Source organism: Pedobacter sp. 10L46_2 (genome assembly GCF_056395165.1).
In genome coordinates, this window is the sequence record NZ_JBFTIZ010000199.1 from 1 (window position 1) to 13,677 (window position 13,677).

Here is a 13,677-nt window from a genome sequence, read left to right on the forward strand (position 1 = left end):
CTATGATTCAGCTAATGCCTGAAAAGAAAAATAATGAGCTAACCATAAGTGCAGCAGAAATTAACGATTATCCTCGTTTTAAATACAGAGGAATGCACCTCGACGTTGGACGCCATATGTTCCCGGTAGCTTTTATCAAGAAGTACATCGATTTGATGTCTCAATATAAATTAAATAATTTCCACTGGCATTTAACTGAAGACCAGGGATGGAGAATTGAAATCAAGAAATATCCTAAACTAACAACAGTTGGTGCAACCAGAAGCGGCACCATTATTGGTCACCACCCTGGAGTAGGTACAGATAATAAAGAGTACAAAGGTTTTTATACCCAGCAAGAGGCTAAAGAGGTTGTTGCTTATGCAGCAGCAAGATATATTAACGTAATTCCTGAGATTGAGCTTCCTGGCCATGCATCAGCAGCAATTGCGGCATATCCTGAATTAAGCTGTTTCCCTAACAGAGATACTTTTGTTGATGTTAAAACACCTTGGTCTGGTTCCAGAAAAGGAAAGCAAGTGCAACAGCAATGGGGTGTATTTGATGATGTATTTGTGCCTAGCGACAATACCTTTAAATTTTTAGAAGATGTGTTGGACGAGGTAATCGCGATTTTCCCTTCTAAATATATTCATATCGGTGGTGATGAGAGCCCTAAAGAATACTGGAAAGAAAGTGAGTTTTGCCAGAACTTAATTAAAAAACTTGGGTTAAAAGATGAGCATGAGTTACAAAGCTATTTTATCCAGAGAATCGAAAAACACATCAATGCAAAAGGCCGTTCAATTATTGGATGGGATGAGATTCTTGAAGGTGGTTTAGCGCCTAACGCTACTGTAATGTCGTGGAGAGGTACAGAAGGTGGTATTGCAGCGGCAAAACAAAACCATGATGTGATCATGACTCCGGGCGGACCTATTGGACTTTACTTTGATCATAAACAATCTAATTCTGTTGACGAACCAACAAATATTGGTGGTTTAGCACCTTATTCTTTAGCATATGCTTACGATCCAATGCCAAAAGAATTAACTGCAGATCAGCAGAAACATGTTGTGGGTGTACAGGCTAACCTGTGGACTGAGTATATTCAAACTCCAGAAAAAGTGGAGTATATGATCTTACCAAGAATGTTCTCATTGGCAGAGATTGCATGGAGCAAGCTTGACCGTAAGGACTTTAAAAACTTCTCTGAAGAGCGTATTCCTGTGCATTTGGCCAGATTAGATAAAACCAACACAAACTATTGGGTTCCAACTCCGCTTGGATTAACAGCAGAAAAAGTAATAAACGGTGAAGAATTTAATCTTGATCTGAAAGCACCAATACCAGGTTCAAAAGTATTTTATACTTTAGATCTTACACGTCCGTCTGAAACTGCTAACTTAGTTAACAGCCCTGTTAAAGTGATTGTTCCTAAAGGCGAAAAACGTGTTTTAAAAACTATTGTAATCGCGCCAAGTGGTAAACGCAGCGTTGTTACAGAAACAATTTTGAACAATGGTGCTTCGGATGTAAAAACTAAATAGTAGTTTGCATTGTATAAATTGTATTTACATTAAAAAGTAAATGATGAAATTGATGAAATACTTAATAAAGCAGCCTCTTCTATTTGCGGGGCTGCTTTTATTGGCTTCTTGCAGCGACTCTTCTAAGAAAGATGAAGCTGTAAAACAGAGTGAACCTGTTGCAGCTAAGCAAAAAGGTCAGTTTGTTTTTTACAAGGATATAGCGATAAGACCAGGTATCAATTTTGAGGTAGTAAGCTGGGGTAAAGGGGTTGATAGCGTTGGTGGTTATCTGATACTGATGTCCGATTCGCTTAAAAGCAATTACAAATCGTTTTCTAATGAACGTAGTGGCATTATAACTGATGCCTGGAATATGGATTTAGATAATGATGGTAACCCGGAAATTTACATCGAGCTGTTAAGCAAGAAGAATGTTCTGGATCTTAACGTTTTCGAATATTCTGATGGTAATTTTAACAAGATCACCTTCCCGGCATTAAGTGATAGAGCTAAAAAGACCTACGCAGGTAATGATAAATTCGTTATCAAGAATGGCGACTTGTTCCGCACTTTTCCTATCGTAAATTCAAAAGATACTACTGAAAAGGATGGCACTTTAAAAACATTACAATATAGACTTAGCGGTAATAGCTTCTCTATATCTGAAATAGAGAGTGAATAGGTTTATATCAGCTTATTGGTTCTTGCCACATTTATGGCGTCAGCTTTCGAGTTGACGTCTAACTTAATGTAAATGTTCTTTACATGGGTTTTAACCGTTTCTACATCTATAAATAACTGATTGGCGATCTGGCCACGATCTTTACCTTCGGCTATTAATTCCAGTATCTGTGTTTCTCTTTTGGTAAGCGGCGAATGCTGGTTTTTTTGAAGAGACATAATTACTTTCTTTGAAACATCTGGGCTCATGGGGCCGCCGCCATGCATTACCTCTTTAATTGCGTCGATTATTTTTGATGAAGGCGTATTCTTGGTAAAGTATCCTGAAGCACCATTTGCCAATGCATCCAGTATTATTTTTTCGGTTTCATAAACAGTAAGCATAATGATGTAAACATCAGGCAGCATCTTTTTTAGTTGCGGTAAAGCGTCAATGCCGCTTGTACCGGGCAGCTGTATATCCAATATGATCACATCCGGGTTGTCTTTTGCAATTTTAAGCTTTGCAACATCAAATGAAGGATAAGCATTTACCACGGTATATGGAGAGGTATTGTCTATCAGGTAGTGGTAGCCTTCTCTGATGGTTTTATCATCTTCAATAATTACAATTCTTGCGGCTTCCTGATTAGGCATCTTTAAAATGTTTTAGGGTCGAAAAATTAACAAGTAACAATACACTGGTACCATTGTCATTAGAAATGATCTTTAAATCGGCATTTATTCTTTTTGCCCTAACATACATATTGTTCATGCCATGCCCATCTTTAGCGTGTGCTACATCAAAGCCGATTCCATCGTCCTGAAGGGTGATCAACAGCATGCCGTTGTTTAATTTGGCCTCAAAATTTATCACCCTGGCTTTGGCATGTTTCAGTGAGTTATGTATAGACTCCTTAAAAATCATCAATATGTTTCGGCTCATATCTAATGATAATTTGGTGTATTTGTTATTGAGATCTATATCAAATTTAAAGAGAATAGGAGTTTCATTAACCATTTCCTGACCGAAATCTTTAATGTGGTTTAATACCTGTTCTAAGGAATCATTTTTTGGATTTAAAGACCATAATATATCTTTGGTTCCATTATACAGTTCGTCAACATTGCAACGGATCTTTTTTAAGATATTCCTTTTTTCGGTATCATCTTTATCGATCATGCTACCCAATACTTCCGAAAGAACTGTTATTCTGGTTAGCTTGTTGCCCAGGTCATCATGAAAATCTTCGGCAGTTTGTTTTCTGATCTTAAATTGTTCCTCCAGCTTTATTTTTAGTCTTAATTTGCGTCTACGTTCATTGAGCATCAAGATGATGTATACTATAAATAATATCAGCAGGATAATAAGTATCACAATAAAGAACTTAAAAAGAGACGTTTGATAGTATGCAGGCAGTATTTCAAATGCAACTGAAGCCGTATTAACTGAAAAAAGCCCGTCTTTGGTAATCACTTTTACTTGGAAAGTGTATTTTCCGGGAGGGATAGCCGTGAAATTCATAGATGAATTACTACTTGGCTGACTGAATTTGTTATCTAATCCTATAAGTCGATATTGGTACATTACAGCATCGGGATTTTTCAGATAAATTCCAGTATAACTGATATTAATGCGGTTGTGGTTATAGGGTAGCGTAAGCACACCTTCAACATATTTTGGTTTGTAATTTGGGGTTACATTTACTGAATTGATGTAGATATATGGACTTACTTTTTTCTCTGGATTAGGATTTACTCCATAAACAATAACTCCTTTGGTAGTGCCGATCCATACATTGTTGTTGTGTTGAAGTATGGCATTCTGATTGCATTCTACCAGCAGTTCATCCTCGCTTTGCGGTGGTATAATTGTAAAGTTTTTAGGATCAATTCTATCAATGCCTCTTCCGGTTCCAACCCATATTATGCCCTTTTTATCTTCTAACAAGCTATAGATGTGATCAGATGCAAGACCCGACTTGGTATTTAAAGATTTTGTTGCCCCGGTTTTAATGTTCCAGATCACTAAGCCGTAATCTGCAGTTCCGAAAAGCACATAGTCCTTGTATTTAAGCATGCAGAGTATGTTAGAACCCGATAAGCCTTTAATCTTTAAAGGGGTGAGCATTTTCTTGTTGGCAACTAACCATGCGCCATCCTGAGTGCCTAAAATTATTGAGTCGCGCGCCAATTCCATTAATCCACCACCAAACTGTTGGGTAATTCTGGTAAATTTTTTGCTGTTAACATCAAAGGTTAAGCATCCATGATTGGTTGATAACCATATGGTGCCACCGCTATCCTCAATCATTGCATTGTACGCTATATGCAAATTATCCGTATCCATACGTTCCAGGCGCTTGCCGTTGTGTTTCCAGAGGCCACCACCGGGAGTGCCTACCCAAAGGTTGTTTTTATGGTCGTTATATAAGAAATTAATGCGATAGGAATCCGGATTTTGAGATGGTATTTTAACGTTTGTTATCTTTTGATTCTGTTTGTACTCATATAAGCCACCATATGAGCCCAACCATATTGATCCTGGAGTAGGGCCGTTGGCAATGGCCATTACAATTCGACTTTCTATTCCTTGTGTTTCGTCGAATGTTACATAGCTGTTATTGGTAAACCTGAATAGGCCAGAGCCATCTGTGCCAAGCCAGATGTTATTCTCGACGTCTTTAAATATCTCATTAACAACATTGTCTGTGAACCCATTCTGGGAATTGAAATGGATAACGCTGGCAGGAGTAATGTAGTAGGCACCCTTGTTTGTACCTATCCATATTGATCCTTTCCCATCCTGTGCTATGGCATTGCATTTACTCGTAATTTCGTTATAGACTTTATTAATGTTATTGTTCTGGGCAACATAGATCCCTTGGGGAGTTAAAAACCATACTTTTCCTTTATTAAGCTTGTCTACTAAAATATTGGTAACTATTAGGGTCTTTATTTTTTCATCTAATGGCCATAATGTCCATTTACCCTTTTCAAGTTGATACAATCCCTTCCCATGAACGGCTACCCATATGTTACCAGAATAGTCTGTTTTAAGAGCCGTAACTATTTCGGTAGTATCATTTGAAATGGTTATTAGTTGATCTTTGTTGGCGTTGTATAAGCGTTTGGCTTTTATACAGTAGGTAGTCCCATTTTTATCGGTGGCAAGTGCACCAACCCATTTTTTCGTATCAGCCGAATTGCTGAAACCCTTGCCATCGTATTTTGATAAACCTTTGGCAGATCCTATCCATATTTCATCCTTTTTTCCTGATGCCAGTGCAAGAATGAAGTTACTGCTTAGACCACGTATTTTGGTGTAATCGGTAAACTGTTTGCCATTAAAACAGCTGAGCCCTCCAAGAGTCGAAATCCACAAGCGACGCTTGCTGTCCTGCGTAATAGCAGTTACCTGCGATTGCGTTAGCCCATCCTCTATGTCATATTGTTCAAAGTTATACCGCTGGGAAAAACCATCGAGACAATAGCTGAAAAGGATGAGAAAAAGTAACAATATCTTTTTGCCCACTTGATACGGAAATACAAGGTTAATCCGATTGTAAATATATTTATCAATATACAATTAAAAAATCACCCCTGAAGGGGTATTTTTTTCATTTACCTCAAAATACCCCTTCAGGGGTGAAAAGAAACACGATATCCCGGTTTAATTTTGATTAGAAACTTTGAGCATTCAAGTTGACTGATTTGAGTTAAACACGCTAATTTAATTGTGATGAGTAGTAGTAGTAGTAGTAATAGTAGAATACTTGTTGGTGATAATGAAATTATAAGTCAAAATTCTTGTACCAGCAGCTTTACTGGTTTAACAGGAAAGTATTCCATTAATATGGTATTTAATGGCGCTGCGGACTATAAAGTAAACAAAAGGGAGTTGCGATTGCATCCGGAAAACTTTATATTTTTAAATAATTATACAAATTATTCCAGCAGAATTGATTCAGCAATACCGGTAAATGCACTATCTGTTTTCTTTGATCCGCGTTTCGTTCAGGATTTCGAATATTCCAGAAAAAGTGGCGCTGTTTTACTGGATAACCCATTTGATTATAAATATGAGAACCCGGTTTTTGTAGAGTCTATTTATCCTTTGCAGGGCGCATTAAAAGATAACCTGCTAAATCTTGCAGGGCTTATCAATCGCAACACAACCAACCAATTACTTTTGAATGATTGTTTGCATGATTGTTTGTTAAATTATTACAGCATATACAACACTGAAGTGGTAAACCGAACTGCATCATTAAAGTTCCTTAGTCATGTTACCAAATCTGAAATATTAAGACGCCTGTCTATGGCTAAGGATTATATCATTAGCAATTACAATAAGAACATCCGACTGGATGATATCGCACAGATGGCTTGTTTGTCGATAAACCATTTACTTAGAACTTTTAAACAAGCTTATCAGCAGTCGCCACACCAGTTTTTAACAACATTCAGACTTCAGCAAGCCAAATACTACTTAAGAAATACGGATTATCCGGTTAGTGAGATTGTAGATATGGTGGGCTTTGAATGCCCAAGTTCCTTTATCAGGTTATTTAGAAGTTCATTTAACGTTACTCCCGGCCAGTACAGGTAATCTGTACCGTATACGATGCTTTTAGAGTACGATATGTGTTTAGTTTAATTTTTTTTAAAAAATGGTTATGAAAAGAAAAATTCTATTGTGTATGGCGATACTGAGTATCTCCTTCACTTTTGCATCTGCTGATACTGATAAACCAGTGGCAAGTGTGAATTTAAAATCAAGCTCTGTAATAGAAGCTTACATTGACGCGAATGTTCATTGTAACGCGGCATTACTTAATCAGGTGATGGATAACGAGGCTGTGCTAAAAATAACCAGGCAGGGCAAAATTGTAGAACAAAACAAAAGGGACCTGGTAGACTTTTATAAAAGAAGAGGCGACATTACATTAAACTGTACCTCCAATTTCGAGATTTTATCAACTAGTGATTGCGTAGTGATGGTAAGGGTAGATTTTAAATATCCATTGTTTACGCAAGAGAACTATGTAACTGTTGTAAAAGACCAAAACGGGATTTGGAAAATAAGTCAGATCCACAGATTTAATGGCTAAAAAAGAATTGGTGAGTTTCGCTTATTCACCATTAAGTCCTAAACCTATATTTGAACCAGGAAGCCCGGCAATAAGTTTGGATAAATTTAAATTTGGGTTAGTTAATAATAGAAGTCATCCGATAGGTAGGATGACTTTTTTTATGGCTGCTCTTTGAACTGGCTGCTAATACGTTCAAACTTCTCTATTAAAAGATCCAAGCGCTCTTTCTCTCTTTTTAAATAAGCTTTGCGCAAAAAGGTTGCACATAATGCCATCCAGAAAACAGAGAAGGAGGTTATTCCGATCTGAAACCATAATTCCAGGTTGTCGAGCTAGATACAGCTATTGCTATAATAATGATGCCTAAACCGGCAGGTGTTGTCCAGGATGTGAATGGATAAAATATTAAAAGAGCAACAAGAGATGCAAAAGAAATCAACATTCCGGCAATGTTCAATAGTGACCTTGTTTTGATGCCTGATACTTCTTTTTTTGCCTGCGAAAGCATTTCCTCAGAAGAGATTTTTACCTCCACTGAATGTGATTGCCAAAGCGATTGTATATGATCAAATTCTTGCATGTTGATTGTATAGTTCTGTAAGTTTTTGTTTAATGCGATGAATTTTTACTCTTAGATTCCCTTCACTGATGCCAGATATATCGGCTATTTCATTGTAAGGTAGTTCGTCGAGTACCATTGTAATTATGAGGCGATCGTTTTCTTCTAATTTTGATATTGACTTGTAAAGTAGTGCAACCTGTTCGTTTTTTTCCGACAATTCCTCTGGCCTGTTTTCGATAATATTGTCTGTAAGCTCATCTTTTGCCTGTCTTTTTTCTGATCTTAAATAGGTTAAGCAAGTATTGACTGCGATACGGTAGATCCATGTCGAAATCAAAGATTTATTACGGAACTTATCTAAATTCTGCCAAACTTTTAAAAATGTTTCCTGAAGAAGATCATTTGCCGAGTCTTCGTCGCCAGTATAACCATAACATAAATGGAAGATTTTCTTGGAGTTTGTGTCGAAAATTTGCTTAAATAACTGATCCTTTTGTTCCATTAATTAACGGCTGATGGTAGTTTGATCGTTGTAATCTTTAATTGTTACAACAGGTTGCGGTATCAAAAATAATAAATGTTTGCGGGCTTACCACAATTAATTACTTTTGTTGCCACTAAAAACTAATTTATGAAACAAAACCGCATCGGGCTAATTACGTTGATATTTATTACAATTGCTACTTTGCTCGGAGTTTTGAAAGATTTTGACATTGTTGCCGTTCCAGATAACATAATGATGGCAGTGCGTTGGATTCTTGCAGCGGAGCTGTTTGTTTATGCCGTTATTAAAAAGAATCTAACTACCTGGATATTGGTCYGTATGATTTTAGGAGTTTTTATTGGGATAGATTATCCGCATGTAGCTATAGCATTACAACCACTAAGCAAAGGTTTTATTAAACTCGTAAAAACTATAGTTGGTCCAATATTATTTGCAACCCTGGTTTATGGTATTGCTGGTCATTCTGACTTGAAACAAGTGGGCCGAATGGCCTGGAAATCTATGCTGTACTTCTATTGCGCCACCACAATGGCATTATTTATTGGATTGGCAGCAATTAATATTTCGCAGGCTGGAGTAGGGGTTAATATTGAAAATATGCCTCATAACGAATTGCCGAAACCCGTGAAGGATTTGACCGATGAAAGCATTCTGCAGAGTTTACCACACAGCATACATTGGTTGTATAAAACACTTGCCTTTTTTAGAAACGTTTTCCCTGAGAATATAGCGAAATCTATCTATGACGCTCAGATCTTACAGATCGTGATCTTTTCTGTGATCTTCGGTATCGGTTTAGCTATGGTAGACGAAAAGAAGCGAAAGCCTATGGTTGATTTTTGTGAAAGCTTATCTGAAACCATGTTTAAGTTCACAAATGTGATCATGTATTTTGCCCCAATTGGAGTAGGGGCGGCTATGGCTTACACAGTTGGACATATGGGAGTAGATATCTTAAAGCATTTATTTATGCTGGTGGCAACCTTGTATGCGGCATTGCTGGCTTTCATTCTTATTGTATTACTGCCTATAGCTTTATATATTAAATTACCTATACGGAAGTTTATCAATGCAATAAAAGAACCGGTATCTATTGCTTTTGCTACAACCAGTTCTGATGCAGCGTTGCCTAAAGCAATGAGTGCAATGGAAAAATTTGGAGTTCCGCGTAAAATTGTATCATTTGTAATTCCAACTGGTTACAGTTTTAACTTAGATGGAACAACATTATACCTTTCATTAGCTGCTATCTTTGTGGCCCAGGCTGCAGGAATGCATTTGTCATTTGGCGATCAGTTATTGATTGTTTTCACGCTTATGATTACCAGTAAAGGAGTGGCTGCAATACCAAGAGCATCTCTAATTATTTTGATAGCTACTGCAGATCAGTTTGGTCTTCCAACATTTATTATAGCCGCAATTTTAGGGATAGATGAGTTGATGGATATGGGTAGAACATCATTAAACGTAATAGGAAACTGTTTAGCAACAGTAGTAATTGCAAAATGGGAGGGTGAATATAATCCTGACTATGAAGCGCCAATAGAAGCTTAATTTATGACTAACAAAGGAAAAAAGATTTTTTTAGCACTAAGTATTGTGGTGCCGTTCTTGATTTATTGCATTGTATATTATACCCCAATGATAAAGAATGCCCCTTTCAGGTCGGCAGACTTTGTTTCATTTGAATACAAATGGGGAGTAGGGAAAACCCTTGCCAATAGTTATAATTCTGCTACAGGCGATTATCAATACCTTGATGATAAAGACTCGCTGGTTAAGACCCATGTGAAGCTTAGAAAAAATGACATGATCTATTTGCACAGCAAAGCAAATGAATTGGGTTTGTGGAATTTTCCAGGTGTGATTGCAAATAACGGGTCTGACTTAAATTCGCCTAAGATACTGCGTTATGAGATCCAGTTCAATTACAAAACAAAGTCAAAGAAAGTGATTTATTTGACTGATTATAACGAAATACCTAAGCTGAGAGATGTTGCAGCTCAAATGCAAAAGCTTATTGGACAAAGTATAAATGACGCTGAAGAACGTTACGGGAATAAAAAGTAATTCTGTTGTGGATTTAGAAAAATTAATTCTATATTTGCACCTCGATAAAAATAAACAATTTAAAATAATAAATATTTAACAATGTACGCAATAGTAAATATAGCAGGACAGCAATTCAAAGTTGCAAAAGACCAGCACCTTTTTGTACACCGTTTACAAGGAGATGAAGGCGCTAGTATTGAATTTGACAATGTATTGTTGGTTGAAGATGGTGGTAAAATCTCTGTAGGAGCTCCTACATTGAAAGGTGCTTCAGTTTCAGCTAAAATCGTGTCTCATTTAAAAGGTGATAAGGTAATCGTTTTCAAAAAGAAACGTAGAAAAGGTTACAAAAAGAAAAACGGTCACCGTCAGTATTTCACCAAAATCCAGATTTCTGGTATCAGTTTATAATTAGTTGTTAAACAAAGATTACCAGGTTAATCAGGTAATTAATAAAATATAAAACAAGATGGCACATAAAAAAGGAGCCGGTAGTTCGAGAAACGGACGCGAGTCGCATAGCAAACGTTTAGGTATCAAAATATTTGGTGGTCAGGAAGCTATCGCTGGAAACATTTTAGTACGTCAGCGTGGTACAAAACATCATCCAGATAAAGGAGTAGGTATTGGTAAAGACCATACTTTATTCGCTTTGGTTGATGGTACTGTAATCTTCAAAAAGAAACAAGATAACAAATCATATGTTTCTGTATTACCTACTGTAGCTAAAGAAGTTGTAGAAAAAGCACCTGTTGTTAAAAAAGCACCTGCTAAGAAAGCTGCTGCTCCTGCAAAGGAAGTTGTTGCTGAAAAAGCACCTGCAAAAAAAGCACCTGCTAAAAAAGCGGTTAAAGCTGAAGTAGAAACTAAAGCAGAATCTGCAGAATAGTAAGATATTTACTTTATAAAAAAAGGGTTTCAGCATATGTTGAAACCCTTTTTTTATAAAGTAATGCCAAATTCTAATGCCCATTCGGGTGGTTGCCTTTGAATTTTTCAGTTTTGATTTCAATTAGCTCCTGTTCAAAGTTCTCTATTGCCTTTTTAAAGCCTGCAAGGGATTTCTCAAGATTATTGATTAAAGATTGGATCTTATTAACCGATTCATTGTCTTCGGAATTTTGCGGCTCCCCATGCAAAATCCATTCATAACTTTTGCTATAATATCTGGCGATTAAGTGTAGTGTGTCAAAAGAAGGAAACTGATTTCCTAACTCTATTTGTGAATAATTACTTCTGGATATATTCAATGTGTTAGCTATAGCCGCTTGGGATAAATTGTGGTCTAATCGCAAGTTTTTGATCCTTTCTCCGATACTTACTTTTGACAGTATTTCTTGCATAATTGATTTATATTGTGTTGATTTGTATACGGTCAAATTAGAAACCCATTACCTGGTTGCAAATTCTAAACCATAAATAAATTAGGATAATTATTAGTGTAGAATTGCACCATAGACCTTATGAGTATTAAGCCAAAACTTATAAAAAAATTAAAAAATCCGTGTAAAAAATGAATTGTGGGCAATATAATAGTTTAGATAAGATTAACAATGCTGGTTAGTAGTGTGTGGGAGCATTCATCTTGTTCATTTTTTCTAATTGATAGAAAAAATGAATTATTATTTTTCAAAATTGTTCCTGATAATAATTTACGGGAATTTATTACTGGCTCGCCTAAAATTGGGGACAATGTTGAGGAAATAATTACGCAAATTTATAAATATAAATTCCTAAAACTACTTGAAAAATGTTTTAACAATAAATGTTTCAGCATAGAGGTAAGAATCCCTTCTGCTAATGAAGGGATAGACTCATCTTTTCAGATCGTGTTTACTCCTTTAATGAAAGATAAGATTGAACAGGTTGTTTGCACCATTATAAAGAATCACGAGCGCCTGGATCATTTAAGGAAACTTAATGATTATTCTCATCTTACTTCTCATCAACTACGCTCACTAACGGCTAATGTATCGAGCTTATTTAACGTTACAAGCTATAGTCGATTGGGAGGTTATGATGTTTCAAAGATAAATCAGCTACTAAGCGATGTTAATTACCAGGCCAAAAAACTGGATAGTGTAATTAAGGAACTCTGCATTTCCCTTAGCAAGCCCGGAACTGATAATCAGCCAGAAAATGAGGGCTTAGAACCAGAGAAAAAACATGTGGTACTTGTTGATGATGACCTGATGACCATTAAAGTGCATCAGGCTTTGATAAGAAATCAACATAGAGAAAAGCAGGTTGTTTTGTTCAATAATCCTGGAAATGCACTGGATTACATCAAGCAGAATAAGCCCGATCTTATTCTCTTGGATTTACATATGCCTAATATTGATGGTCTTAGATTTCTGAAGATGCTGGACGAAAGCAAGATTTCTATTGATGTTGTTATTGTCTCCTCATCAGTTGATCCAATGGATAGAACAATTGCAAAATCATTTTCCTTTGTGAAAGATTTTATTGCTAAGCCACTTACCGACGAAAAAGTAAAATCAATATTTGATCACTAATGTTCTCTGCTCATCAGCTCCTCAGCTAATTTAATAATTTCAGATTTCCTGGATTCAGCTATTGTAATCTTGTTTAAGGCTGTAAATGCCTTGTCAAGATAGCTTTTCATTTCCTGTGTGGCCAACTCCCTGATCTTATAACTATGGTATAGGTCGGTAATGTGTTTGATTTTATCTTCTGTGTTCTTGTTGGTAAATTGATCGGTAAGTTTAGTATGATCTTCTTTGCTCACTAATTCCTGTAATTTTAGCAAAAGAAAAGTTTTTTTGTTTGCTATGATGTCACCGGCTATTTGTTTTCCAAATTTCTCCGGGTCGCCAAACACATCCAGAATATCGTCTTGCAGTTGGAAAGCAATGCCCAGATTTTCTCCAAACACGTAAATAAGTTCCGCTTCTTCTGGTTTTGCCTTTGCAACAATTGCACCCAGTTTCATTGCGCCACCTAATAAAACAGCTGTTTTAAGGCGTATCATATCTATGTATTCGGGAATGCTTACGTCGCTACGGTTTTCAAATTCCATATCGAGTTGCTGACCTTCACAAACCCCTTGTGCAGTGGTATTAAACGTATCAAGAGCGGGTTTTAAAATACTTACATCAACATTTGTAATGTGTTTGTTTGCTTCAACCATCATCACGTCGCCACTTAGTATAGCAGTATTTGTACCCCACTTTTCATGTACAGTTTGCTTTCCTCTTCTAAGTGGGGCATTGTCCATAATGTCATCATGAATAAGCGTAAAGTTGTGGAATGTTTCAATTGCCATTGCCG

15 protein-coding genes are annotated in these 13,677 nt (G+C 36.5%); 9 read left to right on the forward strand and 6 right to left on the reverse strand.

Going from position 1 to position 13,677, the window contains the following annotated elements; translation table 11 throughout:
• Positions 1-1,529, forward strand: a 1,529-nt coding sequence (locus AC1DDX_RS18615) for a beta-N-acetylhexosaminidase (protein ID WP_477622399.1), incomplete at its 5' end; no start/stop codon positions are given.
• Between the two features lie 52 nt (positions 1,530-1,581).
• Positions 1,582-2,193, forward strand: coding sequence for a hypothetical protein (locus tag AC1DDX_RS18620; RefSeq protein WP_288880528.1), 612 nt, complete (start codon positions 1,582-1,584; stop codon positions 2,191-2,193).
• Between the two features lie 2 nt (positions 2,194-2,195).
• Here AC1DDX_RS18620 and AC1DDX_RS18625 read toward each other — a convergent pair whose 3' ends face one another.
• Together AC1DDX_RS18625 and AC1DDX_RS18630 are read right to left on the reverse strand one after the other, a co-directional pair.
• A complete protein-coding gene (locus AC1DDX_RS18625) occupies positions 2,196-2,828 on the reverse strand; it encodes a response regulator (protein WP_172663765.1) in 633 nt (210 codons plus the stop codon).
• Positions 2,821-5,706 (reverse strand): ligand-binding sensor domain-containing protein, encoded by a 2,886-nt coding sequence (locus AC1DDX_RS18630; RefSeq protein WP_337715122.1) that lies wholly within the window; start codon positions 5,704-5,706, stop codon positions 2,821-2,823. The genes AC1DDX_RS18625 and AC1DDX_RS18630 overlap by 8 nt, the downstream gene beginning before the upstream one ends.
• Positions 5,707-5,913: 207 nt before the next feature.
• Here AC1DDX_RS18630 and AC1DDX_RS18635 point away from each other — a divergent pair, with 207 nt between their 5' ends.
• Both AC1DDX_RS18635 and AC1DDX_RS18640 read left to right on the forward strand, forming a co-directional pair.
• Positions 5,914-6,783 (forward strand): helix-turn-helix transcriptional regulator, encoded by an 870-nt coding sequence (locus AC1DDX_RS18635; protein ID WP_337715121.1) that lies wholly within the window; start codon positions 5,914-5,916, stop codon positions 6,781-6,783.
• Between the two features lie 67 nt (positions 6,784-6,850).
• The gene (locus AC1DDX_RS18640; protein ID WP_172663763.1) at positions 6,851-7,285 is read left to right on the forward strand and encodes a nuclear transport factor 2 family protein; all 435 of its coding nucleotides are present in this window, start codon (positions 6,851-6,853) and stop codon (positions 7,283-7,285) included.
• Between the two features lie 277 nt (positions 7,286-7,562).
• Here AC1DDX_RS18640 and AC1DDX_RS18645 read toward each other — a convergent pair whose 3' ends face one another.
• Positions 7,563-7,847 (reverse strand): hypothetical protein, encoded by a 285-nt coding sequence (locus AC1DDX_RS18645; RefSeq protein ID WP_477622400.1) that lies wholly within the window; start codon positions 7,845-7,847, stop codon positions 7,563-7,565.
• Positions 7,834-8,331: an RNA polymerase sigma factor gene (locus tag AC1DDX_RS18650; RefSeq protein WP_048904569.1), complete on the reverse strand. Its 498-nt coding sequence runs from the start codon at positions 8,329-8,331 to the stop codon at positions 7,834-7,836. Before AC1DDX_RS18650 ends, AC1DDX_RS18645 begins: the two co-directional genes overlap by 14 nt.
• A gap of 129 nt (positions 8,332-8,460) precedes the next feature.
• Here AC1DDX_RS18650 and AC1DDX_RS18655 point away from each other — a divergent pair, with 129 nt between their 5' ends.
• From AC1DDX_RS18655 to rpmA, 4 genes are all read left to right on the forward strand, one after another.
• The gene (locus tag AC1DDX_RS18655) at positions 8,461-9,888 is read left to right on the forward strand and encodes a dicarboxylate/amino acid:cation symporter (protein WP_477622401.1); all 1,428 of its coding nucleotides are present in this window, start codon (positions 8,461-8,463) and stop codon (positions 9,886-9,888) included.
• Positions 9,889-9,891: 3 nt separating this feature from the next.
• Positions 9,892-10,404: a hypothetical protein gene (locus tag AC1DDX_RS18660; protein WP_172663760.1), complete on the forward strand. Its 513-nt coding sequence runs from the start codon at positions 9,892-9,894 to the stop codon at positions 10,402-10,404.
• An 81-nt stretch (positions 10,405-10,485) separates the two neighbouring features.
• Positions 10,486-10,797 carry a 50S ribosomal protein L21 gene (gene rplU / locus AC1DDX_RS18665; RefSeq protein ID WP_048904572.1) on the forward strand — a complete coding sequence of 104 codons (312 nt, stop codon included), beginning with the start codon at positions 10,486-10,488 and terminating at the stop codon, positions 10,795-10,797.
• Between the two features lie 58 nt (positions 10,798-10,855).
• Entirely contained in the window at positions 10,856-11,275 is a 420-nt protein-coding gene (rpmA, locus tag AC1DDX_RS18670; protein ID WP_172663759.1) for a 50S ribosomal protein L27, read from the forward strand.
• A gap of 73 nt (positions 11,276-11,348) precedes the next feature.
• On the opposite strand, the gene AC1DDX_RS18675 is transcribed toward rpmA, so the two are convergent.
• Positions 11,349-11,729 carry a helix-turn-helix domain-containing protein gene (locus tag AC1DDX_RS18675; RefSeq protein ID WP_172663758.1) on the reverse strand — a complete coding sequence of 127 codons (381 nt, stop codon included), beginning with the start codon at positions 11,727-11,729 and terminating at the stop codon, positions 11,349-11,351.
• 210 nt (positions 11,730-11,939) lie between these two features.
• Between AC1DDX_RS18675 and AC1DDX_RS18680 the strand changes: the two genes are divergently transcribed.
• Positions 11,940-12,902: a response regulator gene (locus AC1DDX_RS18680; protein ID WP_337715119.1), complete on the forward strand. Its 963-nt coding sequence runs from the start codon at positions 11,940-11,942 to the stop codon at positions 12,900-12,902.
• On the opposite strand, the gene AC1DDX_RS18685 is transcribed toward AC1DDX_RS18680, so the two are convergent.
• Positions 12,899-13,677 (reverse strand): polyprenyl synthetase family protein (locus AC1DDX_RS18685; RefSeq protein ID WP_477622402.1); only part of this gene is annotated, 779 nt, incomplete at its 5' end. The genes AC1DDX_RS18680 and AC1DDX_RS18685 overlap by 4 nt on opposite strands.